Genomic DNA, 18722 nt, shown 5'->3' with positions numbered 1-18722 from the left:
CCCCGAACGGGGTCGGGGAATCCGATGCGACAGCCGCTCCGTGCGGGCCTCTTCCGCCCTGACGGCCAGGGCGGCGACGGACCCGGCCGGTGCGGTACGTGCTCGGCACCGTGCCGGCCTGGACGGGAACCGCCGAACGACGCTCCGGGGCCCCGAGCTGGGACTGCCGGTTGCGGCCGGCCGGGACACGGCCGGTCTTGCAGAAGAGGATGTCGGCTGCCTGAGGCGCGTGCGCCACTGACTTGACAATCAAGCAGGTGGTGCTGCGATAGTCGGCGCGTGCGTATCGGCCTCCTCGGACCCCTGGTGATGGACACCGGAACCGGCCCGATGCCGGTCGGTGGCCCGCGGCTGCGGGCGCTGCCGGCCAGGCTGGTGATGGACGCCGGGCGCGCTGTGCGGCCGGAGGTCCTGGCCGAGGCGCTGTGGGCTGAGGCGCCGCCCGCCGACCAGGCGAATGCTCTGCAGTCGCTGGTGTCCCGGTTGAGGCGCGTCTTGGGCGGCCCCGTGCTGCTCACCTGCGGACCGGCCGGCCGTCGAAGCGGATGCGGTGGACGCCGTCCGGTTCGAGAAGTTGGCCCGCGCGGGTCGGCGCCTGCACGCTCAGGCCCGGCCTGCCGAGGCTGCCGCCACCTTGCGGGAGGCCCTGAGCCTGTGGCGCGGCCCCGCCCTGGCGGACGTGCGCGAGGCACCGTTCGCCGGCGTCGAGGCCGAGCGGCTCGAACGGGCACGGTTGGCTGCCCTGGGGGACCGGATCGAGGCCGACCTCGCTCTGGGAGCCGACCCTGACCCGGTGGTTTCCCTGGCACTGCCGGAACCGGGCTCCACGGTCCGGCAGGCCCGCGCCTGCGCGGCGATCCAGCTGTTCTACGACCGGGCCGCCGCGGTCCGTCCCGGCTTCGCCGCGGGGGGCGGCACGCCGGACGGCGGTGGTCGAGATCTGCCGCCGTCTGGGCGGCCTGCCTCTGGCGATCGAACTGGCCGTGGCACGGTGGGTTCTTCCCCCAAGCCGGTTCGACGAGGGGCCTGCAGCCGCATCACCGTACTGATGTGGGCCGCGGCACTTTGGAGAAGACGGGAAGTCGGCATTGGCCGAGCGGGCCCCCTGTCTACGGGGGACCGCCCGGCCGGACTGTGTGGCTACCGGACGTCGTAGGCGCGGGTGACGGTCTGGGTGACCGCGTTGCCGTTGGCGTCAGTGAAGGTGGCCTTCGTCATGACCTGCTTGCCGGAGGCTCCGGTGTGGTCGAGGACGGCCGTCCACTTGCCGTCCTGCTGCTCGGTCGGCGCCTGGGTCCAGGTGGTGCCGCCGTCGTAGGAGTAGGACAGCGAGGCCGCCGTGATCGCGCCCGGGGTGTACCCGGCGTGGCCCTCGACCGACAGGACGACCTTGATGCCGCTGCGCGCGGGCAGGGTGTTCATGCCGTCCAACGGCAGGTCGTACGCCGGGTGAAGGAGCGGCAGGCCGCGCGAGTAGACGTCCGGCTCCCGGTGCGAGCGGAAGCTCCAGGTGGTGTCGACAGCGGTGGAACGCAGCCAGTTGCGGTCCCCGGTGTAGATCTTCTCCAAGTGCTGGGTGAGCTCGTACGCGGAGTCCTCGTCCGGTACCTCGAACACGCCGTACGGATAGGCGAGTCTGCCGATCTCCTCACCGTTGCGCTTCAGCGACATCTTGCCGATGTCGCCGAAGGACCCGCCGTAGGTCCAGTGGTCGCCGGAGCCGTCGACCCAGAGCGCGTTCTGGATGCCGAACAGGTTGCCCTGCCGCTCGGCGGCCAGCATCAGGTTGCCGTCGGCGTCGCGCGCCGCGCCCGGCCGCAGGGGGCCGCCGTACCATTCCTCGGCGCTCCGCTGTCCGGCCTTGTAGGTGCGATCGTGGTCGCTCATGAACGCGGCAAACGGGAAGCTGGTCATCGCGCCGTGGTACCAGGCGTCGTCGCCGGTCGTGTAGTACGCGGTGCGAGTACCGGGCACGTGGACCGTCTGGTAAAGGCTCACGGGGATCTGGGCGGCGCTGCTCCCGGAGGGACGCAGGAACAGCGCGTCGATGTAGTCGGCCTCCTTGCCCATGGCATGCCACGTCTCGGTGACCTGGGCCAACCGGGAGTCATTCGGCCGGTAGGCCTGGTCGGAGTGCAGCGGGCCCTCGGTCGGGAACGACAGGTTGTAGACGTAGGACGAGCCGTCCTCGGAGCCGGTCGCGCGCCAGGTGGGCCGGAACTCGAAGGTGCCCGTCCGAGCGCGCCCGTCGATGTCTGCGTAGAACTTCTGCACGTCGCTGCCGGCCGTGAGTGTTCCGCTGAGCTGCCAGGTGTCGTCCCACGTGCGGGCGTAGTTCAACGTGGTGCCCTGCAGCGTCGAGGGGCGGTTGGTGTGCACGCTCAGCCGGTGGGCCTTGCGGGCGTCGAGGACGACGGTGGTGTCCTTGGTGATCCGCATCTGCGGGCGGGCGAGGTAGCTGACCGATTCGGGCGTGTTGCTCGCGTCGGACGTCGCCACGAAGCTGCTGAGGGCGTAGTCGCCCGGGCGCACACGGTAGGTCTGCTCGGGCGCACCCGCGTTGGTGCGGCGCTCGCCCTCGTCGGAGTCGAGGCTGGCAACGTCCAGGGAGGAGGGGCCGGTCGCGGGCTTGCCGTTGCGGTCGACGACCTTGACCCGGAGGGTGACCGTCTCCGGCTGGACGTAGAGCGTGACGGGCACGGAGACGTGCACATCGCCGCCGGTGGCCAGGATCCGGCCGGTGACCGCACCGTACTGGGCGGGCTTCAGACGGGCGGTGGGATCGATCCGCAGCGGCACCTGAGCGGTGGCCCCCGCCGGAACCGTCACCTTGTTCTCCTCCGGCTTGATGATTCCGGAGGTGACGTCGCTGCCGTCGTTGCCGTGCACACCGCTGAGCTTCAGATGGAGCGTCAGGTCGCTGTCGCTGGTGTTGGTGAAGGGCACCTGCACGGTGGTGCAGTCCGACGCGTCCTGCGGCCAGTTGTAGCTGCCGGCCTGGACAGCCGGCGCGGAGAGCGCCTTCTGGTTCACCGCGCCGAACACGTCAAGCACCCCGCCGCCGGTCTGGTCGGCGCCGGCGACCTTGCCGCCGGTACGGGCGGAGGAGACCAGGGCAGCCTTGATCTGCTGCGCGGTCCAGTCCGGGTGCGCCTGGCGGACGACGGCCGCGGCGCCCGCGACATGCGGGGTGGCCATGGAGGTGCCGGACATCGTCCGGTAGGCGTAGACGCCGCGTCCGCCCGCGCTGGCCGCCGAGATGCCCACGCCGGGGGCGGCGATCTCGGGCTTGAGGGTGTGGGTGACGGCCACCGGACCGCGGCTGGAGAACTGCGCGGTGGTGTCGTCGCGGTCGACGGCGCCCACGGTCAGCACGCCGGGCACACACCCGGGTGAGGAAACGGTCTCGGCGCCCGGGCCGGAGTTGCCGGCGGCGACGACGAACAGGGTGTGCGTGTTCTTCGACAGCTCCTGCGTGGCCTGGGCCATCGGGTCGGCGCAGTCGCCGATCGCGGGGTTGCCCAGGCTCATGGAGACGACGTCGGCCTTCTGGTCGACGGCCCACTGCATACCCGCGATGATCCAGGAGTCCAGGCCAGAGCCTCCGTCGTTGAGGACCTTGCCGATGAGCAGGGAGGAACCGGGGGCGACACCCTTCTTGCGGCCATCACTGGCCGCTCCGGACCCGCCGACCGTGGAGGCGGTGTGAGTGCCGTGACCCTGCCGGTCGTCGGTGGTCTTGGAGTCCGTGAAGTTCTTGGCCTCGGAGATCCGGTTCACCAGGTCTGGGTGCTCGGCATCCGCGCCCGTGTCCAGCACGGCGACCTTGGTGCCCTTGCCGTCGTAGCCGGCCGCCCAGGCCTCCGGCGCGTGCACCTGCTTGGTGGACTGGTCCAGTGTGGCCTCGACCTTGCCGTCCAGCCACAGCTTCTTCAGCGTGGAACCAGAACGAGAGTGCGGGTTGGTGACGTCCTGCCAGAAGGTGGCGGCAGTGTCCTTGCCGGCCTTGAGCGCGACGCCGTCCACAGCCGGGAGGCTCAGACCCCGCTCGGCTCCGCGCGGAGCCGCCGGCGCGCTGTCGGCAACGTTCACACTGTTCTGGTAAGTGGCAATAAGCGGCAGCGTGTCGGTATGTGTGTCGTCGTATCCCTGACGGATGAGCCCGGTGACGTTGAACAGCTGCTCGTCGACCTTGCCCTCGGCGATCGCCTGAGAGGCGCCCTCCGGGTAGACGTAGAGGTCCTTGCCCCTCTGATAGGTCTGCACCATCGGCTGTGTGCCGTCCTTGCGGGGCAGCACCGCCGCCGAGCTGTGACCCGACGTGTCCGTGGTCACCAATACCTTGTCGCCGGTGACGAGCGTGACCGTCACCTGCTTGCCACCTGCGGTCTTGCTGCCGATGACGGGCCTCTTCCCCGAGGCACCGTCAGGCGGGGTGTCCGCCGCCCCGGAAGGCGCGACCGCCGTGACGGCCAGGACGGCGGCGGTCGCCGTGCCCAAGGCCATACGCGTTATGGAACGCATGAATCTCCCTATGTGAGCCATGAACATATGCAAACTGCGGCTGTAGCCTGGCAGACGTGTGGGTTGAGTGGGGATGCCGCGCGTGACGGGTTTCCCACGTGGCGGTATTCCGTCACGCGGTCACATCAATTGGTTCGTCAGCTCGGTGGATCTTCGGGCCCGGCAGATGGGGGCACGCTTCACCGGGCCGACGCTCGCCCCGGATGATCTCGCCGAAGGGGGAGCGGGGGTATACTCACCCGCTCCTTGACCAGCAGCAAACCCCGGCCTGCCTCAAGCTCCTTACGTGACGCCGATTCCTCCGGATCCGTGCGGACTCCGATCCGCCGCCGGGGAACGGGCCCGTCGGCGGTGATGCAGAACCCGTCAGGAGTCGGCGGCCCCCTCTCAGGGGCCACCGACAGACGGAATATCCTTGGCTGTCAGGCCGAGGAGGAGGTCAAAGCCAGCCCGCACGTGCAGCGTGCCATCCGAGTTGCAGACGCGACTCCACCCCGGCAAGGTCCATCAGACGGCGTATCCGCCGCTCCACGGTGCGTATGGAGAGACCGAGTTGGGATGCCGCCCGCCGGTCCGAGATCCCTGCCAGCAGCAGGGCCAGGACCTCCAGTTCCTCCTCGGTCGGCTGCTGATCGGCTGCCTGCTCCTCGCGCACGCCCGCGGCAGTGGTGTACATCGGTCGGGCCTGGGCCCATTCCCTCTCGAAGAGATGGACCAGGGCCGTCAGCAGGCCGCTGCGGTGCACAACGATTGCGCTCGGCTCACCACCTGAGTCCGCCATGTCCAGTGGCACCATGGCGCGTTCCCGGTCCGACACGACCATCTTCAGCGGCAGCGAATCGACCATGCGAAGCTCGATGCCTGCCGTGACGGCCGCCCGCACGTCCCGCACGACGTCGTGACTGTCGAGATAGTTCTTGTCAGCCACGACCCGGAAGTCGACCCCGCGGTCCAGCGCGGAGCTCTCCGACGTGTCGGTGTCCTCGCGCGGGACCGCGATGGGCGCGCCGACGAGGAAGACGAGCAACTCCCGCTGAGCGCCGCGCTGCAGTTGGTGGAACCGGTGTGCGACCTGCTCCACACCGACGACCACCTCCACGACACCGCCCGCAGTGTGTGAGGCGGTGCTGCGGTACTGCTCGGTCAGCATCGAGAACGCGGTCTCGGCCTGGTGCAGCGCGTTGCGCTGCTCGACGAGGAGCGGGGCCAGGGCGACCGAGGGCGGTGTGAGCCGGTAGTGGGCAGGCCGGAGACCGGCATCGCGATCGGCCGAGTCGGGTGCCCCGCTCTCGACCTCGGTGGCGACGGCCACGAGGCCGCGCGCCGCCAGGTCGAGCAGGATGTGCATGCTCTCGGCCTTGTCGAGTCCGGTTTGCCGGGCGAGGTCCTGCGCGGAGGCTGTCGGGAGGGACAGCAGTGCCGTGTAGATGGCCTCTTCGGCCGGGCCCAATCCCAGCGCCTGGAGCATCCGGTTCCTCCTCGGGCAGCCACCGTGTTCGGCCCCGGCGCAGCGCCTGTGCACCGAGCGGATTCTTCTCAGCCGAACCCTATCCCTCTGTCAGGTTGTCGCCCTTGGCTGTTCGCCTGGCCCGTACCCCGGGCACGGGACCGACCAGCAGCCCGACTCGGCTCAGCGGCAGTCACCTTGGCAGCCTTCGGAGTGTACGGAGACGGGGCGCGGGGACCGTGGTCAGGTCTCCGCGGCCAGCCAGGTCTTCCGTACGGAGCGGAGTGGGTCGAACTCCGTGCGGGAGTCCGTGTTCCACGTACGGGTCTCGCGCCGCTCGGTGGAGTACGCGGGCCAGGCCGCGCCGGGATCGAGGTCGCGGACGAAGGCGACCCAGGCCGCGTGCACGGCGTCGGCGAGCCGCTGCGGGGGTGCCTCTCCCAAGGCCGTGTCGACCCCCTCGGCACCCAGAAGGTCGAGCGCGAAGGGAAGGCCGGCGCAGTGGTGGGCCAGACCCTCGACCGCGGGTGCGGTCGCGGTCCAGTCGAACTGGTAGAGCCACGTGGGGAGATCACGGCTCGCCCGTCTTGCGCTCTCCGATCACGCCAAGGACGTGGCTGACAGCGCCGCTGGGCTCGTGGGGACCCGCCACGACACAGACACCGGAATCGCGGGTCGGGTCAGCCAAGCCCAGCAACTCATCGAAATGGCGCAGCAGACCCTGACCTCGGCCGTCAGCTACGAAGTGGAACGCGGCAGCTCCTGGGAACAGATCGCGACCTACCTCGGAATCACCGCAGCCGAAACCCGAAAGCGGTACACCCCTGATCTCCAGAAGTGGATGCACCGATCCGGGCGAGGCGTTCGACTCCGGCGGGCTCTGGTCGATGGTGCCGGTGTAGCGCAGGGCCGCGCCGACGGACAGTCCGAACAGGTCGCAGATGCGGCGGGGGCCGCCGCTGGTGGCCTCGGTCTCGTGGAGGAGGCCCGCGTAGACCGATTCACAACAAGTGGCGAAAATGTCACCATGCGTTAGGGACAGCTTCGGAGCGCTCGCCTGATACTGCGCCCGCAAGTCACGCGAATTCTGAGTCGAGGGATGTCTAAGAGGTCGCGCAGACAGGTGCCGGGGGTGGGCTGGTGGGCAGATGGGGCAGGCGCAGGTTCCGTGATCACGGAGTTGCCACGTTCTGTGATCACCGGGGAGACCTGTCGGCCGCTCATGACTACCCGTGCTGCTGTGACGGCGAGTAGTTGGTACAGACCAGAATCTTCTCAAGGTCGGTCTCCCTGTATACCTTTGCCGTCCAGTTGTCGCGCAGCCACGAGGCGGACAGCACCCATGGCCTGGACCGGTGCCTTCTCGCCCTTGTGCGTGATCTGGCCGGCCAGGCCGCGTTCGGCGAGCAGAGTGCGGGACTGTGCGGAGTCGTAGCCGGCGTCGAGGTGCACGGTGATCTCGTCGGGCAGCGGCCCGAGATCCTTCAGGAGATCGAGGGTCGGGGCCGGCAGTGGCGAGTTGTGGCGGTTGGCTCCGGTCGGGACTCGGCCGAGAGGGATGCCGTCGCCGTCGGTCATCCCCGAGCGCTTCAGGCCCTGCTTGCCACGATCCACCGGGGAGCGTCCAGCCGCCTCCCCGCCACCAGGTGACTTCGTGATGGAGCCGTCCACGGCGATCTGGTCCAGGACGAGACCGACGATGCGGTCGTAGGCGTCGAGGGCGATCTGCTTGAGACGGGCGAAGACGCCCAGGCCTATCCACTCGTCCCGACGGTTGCGGATGGTCGTCGCCGAGCAGGTGGCGTCCGCAAATCGCCTCGTATGAGCAGCCGAACCGCAGGACCTGCAACAGCCTGTCGAAGACAGTGCGGTCACCGATGCGCCGCCGGTGGCAGCCCAGCGGGTGGCCTTGATCGAACTCGGGCCGTTGGGGCAGCAGAGCGGCGAACTGGTCCCATAGCGGCTCGGCCAGTCATGCTGGCAGTACAGGCACAGGTCCCCCGGTGATCACAGAGCGTGGCAACTCCATGATCACGGAACCTGTGCCTGTTCCACCTACCCCCGACACCTATCTGCGTGACCTCTTGACCCAAGGTCAGTTCGGGCGAGGGCGAGGGCGCTGCGGCTGGAGGGAGTTCCCTTCTCATCTCGGAATTTGACCGAGCCCTCGAAGCGTCCGCCCGCAACGAGCGAGCCGCTCGCGTCCGATTCGCTGGGCAGTGTGCCGGTCACAGCCATCCGCAGCGCTGTGCCTGGAGGGCCATCTGAAAGCGGTTCGCGGCGCCCAGCCGGGCCATCAGGATCTGCACGCGGCGGAACAGCGTGCGGCGGCTGATGCCCAACTCGCGGGCGATGACGTCGTCGCTCGCGCCGCCCGCGAGGAGCCACAGCAGGCGACGGTCCGCGGGTGGCAGACCACCCGGGCGGGCGGTGCGGCCGTGGAACGGCAGGGCGCTCAGCCAGGACTGCTCGAACAGTGCCACGAGCGCGGAGAGCAGGCCGCACGGCTGTACGACCAGCATGGTGTTGTGCACGTCGGCCTCTTTGATCGACAACGACACGAGTGCGTACGCCTCGTCGATGATCACGAGTTTGACCGGCACCGACGGCAGCACCCTGGCCTGTTCGCCGGCCTTGACGCACGGTTCGACGACTTCCTTCAGGTGCCCCGGATGCTCCAGCGACTCCCGCGAGTACACGACACGCTGCGTCACACCGCGGGCGAGCGTGGCCAGCGCGTCGTCCGTGGCCCCGGACAAGGGGAAATACGGAGGCGACTCGAACTGCCGGATCTGATCGCGGGCGCTCGCCCAGGCGTGACGAATCCTGGGGCCGATGGCGTCGCCGGTGACGACCTCGACGAGGTTGTCGTTGTACGCGGCGAGCCGCTGTCGCCGGAAGGAGTCGAACGCGCCCCCGACGGTGATGCGCGACTCCTCGACCTCGGCCGCCCGGTGCCGGGCGAGGATCTCCAGGCCCGCGGTGGGCGGAACCGGGGCCACCACGTCCCCGTCCGCCTCGACGGCACTGGCCAGGCCTGCGTCGACGAGTGCGGTGTACGCCGCGGCGAGTTCCGCACCGCCCAGACCGGTCGCGGTTGCGATCGCACTGAGCGGAGCGGGGGCCAGCTCCAGCAGCGCCCGATAGACCTGGCCCGCCGCGTGACCGATTCCCAGAAGCCGGAGGGCCTCGCCGAGTTTCGCGTTCGTCATACGGTGCATTATCGACGGCTCCTGTCGGGGCTGTGGCCGATCTGTGCCAGTGGCAGTCTTCGGCACCGAACGCGCGCGGGGCCGGATACCGTCCGGGAGCCGCCGACGACCGGCGGCAGCGAGGGCGCCCCGGCCGCACCGGGAGGAAGCCCGGCCTGTCCGCAGGGCCTCTCTGCCTCTCGCCGACGAGGAACTCACCCAGAAGAAGGTGCATGACGTGGCCAAGGGCCGAAAGAACGGTCTCTACTCAGGGATCTCCGAGGAACTGTCCGCTCTGATGCGGGCGGGGTGGGCGGACACCGAGCGGCACGACCTGGGGCTCGACGAGCAGGCTCCGTACGCGGCCCGCCGCCGCGCCGCGCTCTCCGCCCGCTTCCCCGGCGAACGCCTGGTGATCCCCTCGGGGAACCTCAAGACCCGTTCGAACGACGACACCTACCCGTTCCGCCCGTACTCGGGCTACGTGCACATGACCGGAGACCGGGCCCGGGACGGCGCGCTCGTCCTCGAACCCCGCGCGGACGGCGGCCACGACGCCTACTGCTACCAGCTTCCGCGGGACAGCAGGGACACCGACGAGTTCTGGACCGGTGCCACGGCGGAGCTGTGGATGGGCCGGCGCCGCTCCCTCGCCGAGTCGGAGACCGTGCTCGGCCTGCCCTGCCGCGACGTCCGCTCGGCGGCCCGTGACCTGGCCGGCGCCTCCGGTGCGCCGACCCGGATCGTCCGAGGTCTCGACCCGTCTCTGGAGGCCGCCGTCACCACCGAGGAGGAGCGCGACGCCGAACTGGAAGAGGCACTCGGCGATCTCCGCCTCGTCAAGGACGACTGGGAGATCGCCGAGCTCCGCAAGGCCGTGGACTCCACCGTGCGCGGATTCACCGATGTGATCGGTGAGCTCTCCGGGGCGGTCGCGTCGTCCGAGCGATGGATCGAGGGCACGTTCTTCCGCCGCGCACGCCTTGAGGGCAACTCCGTGGGCTACGGCTCGATCTGCGCCGCGGGCGAGCACGCCACGATCATGCACTGGACGGACAACGACGGTCCGGTGCGCCCGGGGGAGCTGCTCCTGCTCGACGCCGGCGTGGAGACGCACACCCTCTACACCGCCGATGTCACCCGCACGCTTCCGATCAGCGGGACCTTTACGCCCCTGCAGCGCAAGGTCTACGACGCGGTGTACGAGGCCCAGGAGGCAGGCATGGCCGCCGTCAAGCCGGGCGCCGCGTACCGCGACTTCCACGAGGCGTCCCAGCGCCATCTGGCGGCCCGGCTGGTCGAGTGGGGCTTCATCGAAGCCCCGGCCGACCGCGCGTACGAACTCGGCCTCCAGCGTCGCTTCACCATGGCGGGCACCGGTCACATGCTCGGTCTGGACGTCCATGACTGCGCGCAGGCCCGGCAGGAGGAGTACGTCGACGGTGTGCTGGAGCCGGGCATGGTGCTCACGGTCGAGCCCGGCCTGTACTTCCAGCCGGACGATCTCACCGTGCCCGAGGAGTGGCGCGGAATCGGCGTCCGGATCGAGGACGACCTGGTCGTCACCGACGACGGCCACGAAAACCTGTCCGCGGGCCTGCCGCGATCGGCGGACGACGTCGAGGCGTGGATGGCCCGGTTCGCGGGTTGAGCGCGTCGAGGGCCGGACAACCGGTACTCGGAGTGGGGGACACCACTTCGAGCAGGGGGTGAAGTAGCGAACCGTCACCGCGCGGCCCGCGCCCGGGTCCTGTGCGGTGCCGTTCTCCCCGAGCTCGGCCATGTTCACCGGCGGTCGGTGGACGGGGAGTTGCTCACCCGGTTCGGCCATCCGGCCGTGGTCGGGACAGAAGTGCTCCCGGCCGGTGAGGGTGTGCCAGGGCTTGTTGTGCTCGGTGTTGGTGGTGAACGGTGAGTGCCGTCGGCCGGGGGCCTCCTTGCCTGACCACTCGACACCGGCGCCGACCTGCGCGGGCCGTTCCCCGTTGGTGGTGCCGGACAGGCCAGGATCGCCTCGCACACCTTGACGTCCGTATCGAGCAGTGGCCGCCCGAGGGCCGCTCCCCGGGTGGCCGTGCCAGGCACGTGGCCCTGTCCTGGACAGAGCGCGGAGGCCGCTGAGCCCGGCGCGACCGCCTCGCGGCCGGATCCGAGACCGGCCCCGGACCGTGGGGTCCGAGGCCGTGAGTTCACTTCGCCACCTCTTCGTGGGCCGAAGGGATCCCGGTCTCCGGGACCGGGCCGACGCACGGGGCTTCATTCGCCCCACTGCCAGTACTGTTCGGGCTGGGCCGGCGCGGCGCAGTCGGAGAGGGCCAGCCGGGGGCTGGGGTGGTCCCGATCGTTCCAATGGGCCGGGAACTCGCGGTCGTCCTGGTACAGGCAGTGGTTGCCGCTGCCCTCGATCCGCACTGCCGTGCGCTTCCACGTCGGGCTCTGCCACGGCACACGGGTCCATTTCTGGTTCGGACGTCCGCCGCGGCAGGGTTCGAGCCGGACCCGCGGGTCGTCGGCCGTGAGACAGGAGTCCGGTTTGTTTTGGAGCCCGATCGTGCCGTCCCGCCTCATCCTCCACCGCTGCCCGGCGGATCCGTCACATGCGTGGATGCGGACGGTGCGGCTCCCCGGTGAACCGTCTGCCGCGTCGAGGCACTGGGCCGGATCCGGGCCGGTGAAATACGTGGTCCGGCCGATGTCTCCGAGGATCTCACCGGGCCGCGGAGAGCGGTGGACCTGTTCGTACTGCCGATGGAGCCACAGTTTCCAGTCTTCTTGCAGCGAACCGCGGTAGGGAGGCACGTTCGCGCACCATCCGGTGGCGCGGCACCGGCGATGGGCAATGTACCAACGTGCCACCCGCTCCTTCTCCGCAGCCTGCCCGGGCGTGAGGTTCGCCTTCATCGCCGACATCGTGTACGCGAGGTACGACGTCACGGGAACTCCGAGGGCGTAGCCCACTTTCCTGAAATACCGGGCCGCGATGCCGTGGTCGCTGTGGTCGACACCACCGCCGAGGCCGAACGCGAACGACGCGTTGTCGTGGTCCATGGTCAGGACACGCTCCGCACGGCCGCTCGTGACCAGGGCGGAGAGGGTCGCGAGCAGCCGTTGCTCGCTGTAGCTCGGGGCGCCCAGGAATCCGTGGACGCTCTGCTTGCTTCCGTCGAAGAGCTTGAGCACGCTGTTCGCTTCCTGACCTTGCGGAAGCCCGTCGTGGAGATCGAGGAAGGTCAGTCGGACGTCGGCGCTCCGGGCCCTGCCGTCGAGCAGGAACGACCGGACCCGGACGTCGCCGACCTGCACATCGGACTGGTGCCAGTCGTCGGCGGCTCCCGCCATGGCCGCATAGGCTGCCCGCACCCCGTACTCCCTGCGGTCCACGTACTCCAGCGCCTTGACGCGGTTCGAGATGGCATCGTCTCCCGCGGTCAGATAGACGGTGTGGAGCGGGCATCTATCCCGGATGGTCCGCATGATCTCCGGGTTCATGAAGAACAGGTCGTCGTCGGGGTGTGCCACGCCCACCAGGGTGCGACGGCAATGGGACGGGTCCTTCTGCGAGTTGGCCGCCGTGCCGGGGCCGGAAGGCGGGGTCGGTTCGGAGGAGCAGCCGGAGCCCGACAACGCGCAGAGGACCACGGCCGCAGCCAGTGCGCGGAATGTGTGCCGCGGGCGACGGCGACTCCCGTGGTCCCTCGACATCTTCCCGCCCATCCGTGGCCTCGTCCCTTGCCGCGTGCTCCTCCAGCGGATGATCACTGCGTGGGGCGAACGGAACCAACCGACGCGCCGGGGGCACACCCGGTCGGCGGTCGGACGCGGTAGGCCGTATGCCTCTGAGGAGCTTCCAGGAGCTTCCAGGAGCTTCCGTCTTCAGGCCGGGCCGGCCCGGCCGCCGTCCGGCCGTCGCTCCGTCCTGTCGGCGCCGTGGCACCGGTCCCGTACGACCCGGGGCACGCGCCACGGGGATGCCGCTCCGGGTGTGTCGGGTGTCCGACGGCCTCTGCGCTGCCGGCGGCTGCCCGAGGCTCAGCGATCAGCCGCTGGCAGGCCGGAGCCGTCGTGCAGTGCCCGGTGGCCGGTGGCGGACACATCGAGCGCGCGTGTCGTGCCGATCCGCGTGACCCAGCCGACCGCGGGGGCGTGGCTGAACAGGGCGGCACCCACCGCGCCGGCCAGGTGGGCCCGACCGGAGACCGCTCGCCGTCCTGGTCCGTGGACCCGGGACGCACCACGTGATCGGCGGGGCGTTCCGCGCGACGCCGCCCGGACTTCGCGGCCGAGGTGACGGCGGGAACGTTCCCGGTGCCGGAGCGCACCTTCCGACGACTGGAGGCGGGGCGCAGCCGGCGGCGAGCAGCTGCGCGACTGCTTGCCGCCCATGCTCGCCGCGAGTCATCGCGGCTCCGTCGCCGGCCACGCACGCGGGTACGGCACGCGCAGCGACTCCGGTGCGACCGGGGTGTGTTCGGCGGCTGCGTGGAGGCGTCCGTCGCGCAGGACGACGGCGCCGCTGCGGAGCGTCGTGGTGGTCAGTTCGGCGGCGAGCGTCTCGGGTGTGCGGCCCAGGAGCCGTGCGGCGTCGGTCAGCCAGGCCCGCGCGTGCAGGTAGGGCTCGACCTCGTCGGCCGGGATGCCGCCGCGGATCATCAGGGCGAACGCGAAGATCCGCCGGGCCCCGTACCAGACCGCTCCGTCCGGGTCGTCCACGAGACGCCGGGACCGGCGCAGGGCGCCGGCGAACGCCGCATCGGGATCCGTCGGGACAGGCCCGTGCGAGGGGAGCAGTACGCGCGGGGCGAGGTCGGCCATCCGCTTCAAGGAGGCGAGCGCCGTCGTGGCCGCGTCGAGACCGTCGAGGGCGAGGTTCACCCAACCGACGTCGTAGTCCGACAGCGCGTCCCCGACCACCAGCAGTCGCTCCTCCGGCTGCCACAGCGCCAGATGCCCGGGGGTGTGTCCGGGCGTGCGGATGACCTCCCAGTCGGCTTCCCCGAGCCGGAGGATCTGTCCGTCGTCGAGCGATATGTCGACCGTGTAGGGGGCGACCGGCTGGTCGAGGTACTCGGCCGCGCAGCAGCCCGGGTCCCTGCGGGAGATCGCCTCCGCCTCCGGTGCTCCGGCCGCGATGCCGGCGCCCCTCGCCTGGAGGAGGGCGTTGCCGCCGACGTGATCGGAGTGCCAGTGGGTGTTCACGACCAGGCCGATGTCCCCGGCGTGGGCGTGGGCCCAGTCGGCCGTCTCCTCGGCATGGCCGACGAACCCGCTGTCGACCAGGGCGGGTTGACGTCCCGGCAGCAGCAGCGCATTGGCGTCGGGGAACGGCCTCTGCCGCCACGTCATCCAGGACGGCAACGACGGCTGCGGGCTCACGGAGCGGGCCTGTCCACGCGGATCAGTGTCTGCTGTCCGTTGGCGACGAGTTTGCGCCGCCCGTCCTGGACGCCGAACACCTCCAGTTTGCACACGGTCAGGGTGCGTCCGGACTTCAGGACGGTCCCGACCGCCTCGATACGGTCGCCCACGGCGGGCGCCAGCAGGTTGATCTTGTACTCGACGGTGAGTACCTCGGTGTTCTCGGGAAACAGCGTGAAGGCGGCGTAGCCGCCGGCGGTGTCCGCGATGGCGCTGGTGGCGCCGGCGTGGAAGTAGCCGTGCTGCTGGGTGACTTCGGGGCGGCTCGGGAGCGCGATGTGCACACATCCGGCTCCGATGTGGGTCATCCGTGCACCAAGATGGCCCATGAGCCCCTGGCTGTCGAAGCCGGCCCGGACGCGTGCCTGCACCTCGGGGCTCGCCTGTTCCTGCTGCGTCTGGTCTTCCACGTGTTCTCCTTCTCCTTCGACGGACACCGCGGTCTGTGAACGGGGGAGGCGGGTCGGTCAGCCGGCCAGGCGTTCCGCCGGCGGGAACCCACCGATGACGATCATCATGGCACCGCAGGCGTCGGAGTCGTCGGCGGCGGGAAGGGCATCGGCGCGAACGCGGACCGGTGAGCGTCCGGCGGCTCGGCGGAGCAGCTGCTCGGACAGGTCGATGCTGATCACGGTGGGGAAGGTGCCGGCGAGCCGGGGGGAACAGGCCCGTTCCGGAGCCGAGTTCCCAGCAGGGGCCGTCCGGGAAGGGGCCGCCGCGGGCCAGGGCGTCGCGCAGCGGGTCGTCGCGGCCGGTGGCCTGGTCGGTGTCCCAGGAGGCGCCCGCCCCGCCGCGCAGCCGGGCGTAACCACAGCCCGGCGCCCGTCCCGCCGCGCAGGAAGAGGAAGCAGGCCCGAGGTCAATTTGCGTACTCGACGTTCTGCTCGTCGACGTGTACGGAGGCCGGGACCATGGCCTGCGGGCGGACCACGTCCTTGAACAGGAAGAGCGCCAGGTCTTTCGCACTCTTGCCGCGCAGTGTCTTTCCCGCCTGCGGATCCACTTCACTGATCCGGGCCACGTCTGCCAGGAGCCGTTCGACGAGGCCGGGGATGATGTCCGGGCCGACCAGCAAGTTCTGGTGGAGCAACTCGGGGCGCTCCAGAACGGACTTCTGAGGCCCGGTGTAGCGCTGCCTGGATTTGGTTTCCTCGGCTATCTGCGTCCGAATCCTGTTCAACTCCCCGCGGCGTTCGGTGGTCATGGGCCGCGGCGGTTCGGAGGCCGGTAGCTTCGGGTCACGCTTGAACTCACGCAATTTCGTGATGTTCTTGTTTTCCCTGAGGAACCGGTTCACATTCTTGGTGCGGGACTGGACCTCGGGAGGGTCGGAGCGTTCCACCAGCAGAGTCGGGAACTCCCGTGCGGCGAAGTCGCTGAGCATCACCCAGCCGTTGCTGAGCAGCCCCGACTCCTTCAGTCCGAGGGATATCCGGGCCTCGTTTCCGAACCGAGAACCCCGGAAGCCGCTCTCGGGTGCTTCGATGTAGAAGAACACGAAGCCCGTGTTGGCCAGTGCGTGGACGTCGTACGTGTCCGTATTGTTCGCGCCACCACCGTGGTCCGTCTCCAGCTTCGCCCTCGACTGCAGTCCGCTGCTGAGCACGCCCTCAATCCGTTCCTTCGGGGCGTAGTGGCGGACCATGAAGCCATTCAGCGTCCGTTCCAACTCGTCCCGCATTCCCTTGTACCATTCGAGGTCATTGGGGATGTTCGCGTTCTCTTCCCGCAGCCCCTGCAGGTTCCCGGCCGAGAGCTTCTCGAAGTAGGGTCTGCCGGTCTCGCCCACAGCTGCCGTGTTCATCGGGAAGTCCTCGTCCGTCCAGAGGAGTCCCTGCCGGGTCATCAGATCGTAGGGGCCGTCCGGTGTGCTCATGGTTGCCTGGAGGGACGCCAGCTCGTCGGTGACGTGCTTCAGTTCGCTCTCCACGACGTCGCGGATGCTGCTCGGGCCGTTCGGGAGCAGGCTCTGAATCCTCCCCAGTTCCCTTGCCTGCTCATTGAGTTCCAAGTCCGTCAGCTTGTCGTACCGCTTCACGATCTCGGCCACGTCGGCCGGCAGGTCGTCCTTCGCGAGCTGGTCGTGCAGCGAGGTGGCGGTGCGGCGTTGCAGGACGGGACCGGTGCCGGAAGCCGTGCTCCGCTCCGCACGGCCGTGCGGGGCCGGTGAGTCCGGTGCCGGGCCGGCCATCACGCGCGCCGCGTTCGCCTCCGCCGCCCGCTCGAAGCGGTCGCCCGGGTGCGAGAGGTACAGCCCCGCACCGTTGTCCGTTCCCGCCACGGCTCCTTGACGCTGCTGGATCACGTGGGTGAGCTCGTGGGCGAGGGTGTGCTTGTCGGTGCCACCGGCGCCGACCACGACGTGGCTGCCCGATGTGTACGCCCGCGCGCCGACTTCGGCGGCGGACGCCCTGGCGGCGCCGTCGTTGTGGATGCGGACGTCGGAGAAGTCGGCTTCGAGACGTGCCTCCATCTCGGTTCGGGTCGCCTCGTCCAGGGGCTTGCCGCCGGTGCGCAGGACGTCGTGGACGGCGGAGCGCTGCACCGCGGGCTGTTCAGCCCGCTGGTGCCCACCGCCCGCCCTGTTCCGATGCTGTTCTCGGGCCCAAGGATGCCCGGCCTGACGGAGCATCTGGACGACGGCCGCATTCCCGGCCGTGCTCTGCAGCGAGAGGACGCCCTGGGGCGGCATCCGCTCGTCCGCCGTGGGTCTGCGGGCGGACGCATGCCAGGTCGCCGCAGCGGTTGTCTTCGCGTGGTCGTGACCGTGATCGTGCAAGGGGATCCTCTTCCCGCGTTGAAATGTTTCTCCCTCTGCATATGTGGCGCCTCGCCGCCTGATCCAGGTACCAAGAGGCAGAGAAGAGAGAGCAAACGGGCACAGTGCGAGGGCTGGTGCCCCCGGCGAGGGAGCCCTGATCCGGCCCTGCGTGCAAGGGCGTCCGCGAGATCCCGGCCCGCTCCCCGGCGGCGCCCGGCCTCAGGTGCGCTTGAAGAACTCGACCTCCCCGACCGCGATGGGCCGCCCCTCGCCCTGGTGCGACGCGGCCCGCAGCACGAGCCGGACGGAGACGACATCGCTGATGCCGGTCCGTACCGTCTGCGGGCCCGGCTTGTCGTTGAGCGTCAGCGCCTTCTCATGGACCTTGCCGTCCGCCGTGGTGACGATCAGATCGGCCCGAGTGGGCCTCGCTCCCTGCCGGAACTCCTGGGGCTCCTTCGACACACCGGTGTGCACCATGACGCCGACCAGCCGGAACGGCTTGTCGAACACGCAGGTCAAGGACGAGCCGAGCGTGGGTGCCCCCCAGTACGTGTTGGTCACTCCGTCGATGGCCGCGGTCGCCGGATGGCCGGGAGCCTGGGAGCTCGCGGTGACCTTTGCCGGGCTGATCTCCGCCGTTCCGCCGAGCTTGTCCCGCACGTCCTCGAAGAGGTAGCGCCTGGCCGGCAGGAGCAGGAAGCCCGCGAACAGCAACCCGACGACCGCCAGTACCAGCAGGGTCCGCCGCAGCGCCCGGCCCGATCCGCCGCGCACGCGGCGGCGGAACGGCCACACCGTGCGCCACCACGGCAGCGGCTTCGGCTGCTCCCGGGCGTGCAGCGGTGCGGCGCAGAGCCGGCAGAACCGGCGTTCCGGCAGGTTCGGGGTGCCGCACGCCGGGCACGGCGGCCCGTCGGGTTCCTCGTCCGCTGCCACGGGTCTGACGACGGGACGCCGGGCGATCGGCTTCGCCGGCTGCACCGCCACCACGGGCACGTCCTCCTCCGCCGATGGTTCCGGCGGGACCGGGGCGGGCTGCGCCGGCCGCGGGGGCGCTTCCGGGGCCGCCGCGGGCTCAGCGGGGGGCGGTCCGGCAGGCTCCGGCGTGCGGAATCGCGTGGGTTCCACCGGCGGTTCGGGGCGCGGGGAGGGCGGGGACCCGGCCGCAGGATCTGCGGTCTCCGGGGCGCTGCCGGTCTCGGGAGCGGCTGGAGCTCGGGTCGTGGGCCCGGCTGCCGGTTCCGCCGGGCCGACAGGTTCCGCGGCGGCGGGAGGGTTCCGCGGTGGCCGGGAGGACCAGCCCAGGTAGGAACCGCAGTTCCCGCAGAATTCGTCGTCCTCGCGGTTGGCGCTACCGCACGCCGGACACGAGCGCATCTCG

13 protein-coding genes and 2 pseudogenes are annotated in these 18722 nt (G+C 70.2%); 2 read left to right on the top strand and 13 right to left on the bottom strand.

Translation table 11 applies throughout. The features are described 5' to 3' along the window. Positions 1 to 550: 550 nt before the first annotated feature. On the top strand, positions 551 to 1156 hold the full coding sequence (locus ACFVT1_RS07595) for a BTAD domain-containing putative transcriptional regulator (RefSeq protein WP_389793441.1): 606 nt from the start codon (positions 551 to 553) through the stop codon (positions 1154 to 1156). Here ACFVT1_RS07595 and ACFVT1_RS07590 read toward each other — a convergent pair. The 6 genes and pseudogenes from ACFVT1_RS07590 to ACFVT1_RS07565 all read right to left on the bottom strand — a co-directional run bounded on the left by ACFVT1_RS07590 (position 1141) and on the right by ACFVT1_RS07565 (position 9183). After that, positions 1141 to 4524 carry a S8 family serine peptidase gene (locus tag ACFVT1_RS07590; RefSeq protein ID WP_389793439.1) on the bottom strand — a complete coding sequence of 1128 codons (3384 nt, stop codon included), beginning with the start codon at positions 4522 to 4524 and terminating at the stop codon, positions 1141 to 1143. The two genes, ACFVT1_RS07595 and ACFVT1_RS07590, sit on opposite strands and share 16 nt — an antisense overlap. A gap of 439 nt (positions 4525 to 4963) precedes the next feature. Beyond that, positions 4964 to 5992 (bottom strand): helix-turn-helix domain-containing protein, encoded by a 1029-nt coding sequence (locus ACFVT1_RS07585; RefSeq protein ID WP_389793438.1) that lies wholly within the window; start codon positions 5990 to 5992, stop codon positions 4964 to 4966. A gap of 222 nt (positions 5993 to 6214) precedes the next feature. Beyond that, positions 6215 to 6415, bottom strand: coding sequence for a hypothetical protein (locus ACFVT1_RS07580; protein ID WP_389793437.1), 201 nt, complete (start codon positions 6413 to 6415; stop codon positions 6215 to 6217). Between the two features lie 127 nt (positions 6416 to 6542). Beyond that, the gene (locus ACFVT1_RS07575) at positions 6543 to 7046 is read right to left on the bottom strand and encodes a hypothetical protein (RefSeq protein ID WP_389793436.1); all 504 of its coding nucleotides are present in this window, start codon (positions 7044 to 7046) and stop codon (positions 6543 to 6545) included. 263 nt (positions 7047 to 7309) lie between these two features. Then, positions 7310 to 7943, bottom strand: a pseudogene (locus ACFVT1_RS07570) (IS5 family transposase); the annotation flags it as partial. Between the two features lie 256 nt (positions 7944 to 8199). Next, positions 8200 to 9183: a LuxR family transcriptional regulator gene (locus tag ACFVT1_RS07565; RefSeq protein ID WP_389793435.1), complete on the bottom strand. Its 984-nt coding sequence runs from the start codon at positions 9181 to 9183 to the stop codon at positions 8200 to 8202. 217 nt (positions 9184 to 9400) lie between these two features. On the opposite strand from ACFVT1_RS07565, the gene ACFVT1_RS07560 reads away from it, so the two are divergent. Then, the gene (locus tag ACFVT1_RS07560; protein WP_389793434.1) at positions 9401 to 10813 is read left to right on the top strand and encodes an aminopeptidase P family protein; all 1413 of its coding nucleotides are present in this window, start codon (positions 9401 to 9403) and stop codon (positions 10811 to 10813) included. A gap of 605 nt (positions 10814 to 11418) precedes the next feature. Here ACFVT1_RS07560 and ACFVT1_RS07555 read toward each other — a convergent pair. The 7 genes and pseudogenes from ACFVT1_RS07555 to ACFVT1_RS07525 form a co-directional block, all read right to left on the bottom strand. Continuing rightward, positions 11419 to 12681, bottom strand: coding sequence for a ricin-type beta-trefoil lectin domain protein (locus ACFVT1_RS07555; protein ID WP_389793433.1), 1263 nt, complete (start codon positions 12679 to 12681; stop codon positions 11419 to 11421). An 876-nt stretch (positions 12682 to 13557) separates the two neighbouring features. Then, positions 13558 to 14535, bottom strand: a complete 978-nt coding sequence (locus tag ACFVT1_RS07550; RefSeq protein ID WP_389793432.1) for an MBL fold metallo-hydrolase — start codon at positions 14533 to 14535, stop codon at positions 13558 to 13560. Beyond that, on the bottom strand, positions 14532 to 14987 hold the full coding sequence (locus ACFVT1_RS07545) for a PaaI family thioesterase (protein ID WP_389793431.1): 456 nt from the start codon (positions 14985 to 14987) through the stop codon (positions 14532 to 14534). Before ACFVT1_RS07545 ends, ACFVT1_RS07550 begins: the two co-directional genes overlap by 4 nt. 57 nt (positions 14988 to 15044) lie before the next feature. Further along, complete coding sequence (locus ACFVT1_RS07540; RefSeq protein WP_389793430.1) at positions 15045 to 15209, bottom strand: hypothetical protein; 165 nt, start codon at positions 15207 to 15209, stop codon at positions 15045 to 15047. Positions 15210 to 15436: 227 nt separating this feature from the next. Beyond that, the gene (locus ACFVT1_RS07535; RefSeq protein WP_389793429.1) at positions 15437 to 17356 is read right to left on the bottom strand and encodes a DUF4157 domain-containing protein; all 1920 of its coding nucleotides are present in this window, start codon (positions 17354 to 17356) and stop codon (positions 15437 to 15439) included. A gap of 201 nt (positions 17357 to 17557) precedes the next feature. After that, positions 17558 to 18331, bottom strand: coding sequence for an NADase-type glycan-binding domain-containing protein (locus ACFVT1_RS07530; protein ID WP_389794047.1), 774 nt, complete (start codon positions 18329 to 18331; stop codon positions 17558 to 17560). 327 nt (positions 18332 to 18658) lie between these two features. After that, positions 18659 to 18718: pseudogene (locus tag ACFVT1_RS07525) on the bottom strand (zinc ribbon domain-containing protein); the annotation flags it as partial. Between the last annotated feature and the right edge of the window lie 4 nt (positions 18719 to 18722).

This window comes from Streptomyces sp. NPDC057963 (genome assembly GCF_042887155.1).
GTDB lineage: Bacteria > Actinomycetota > Actinomycetes > Streptomycetales > Streptomycetaceae > Streptomyces.
The sequence above is the reverse complement of the archived record's forward strand: the minus strand, read 5'-3'. Positions and strand labels throughout refer to the sequence as shown.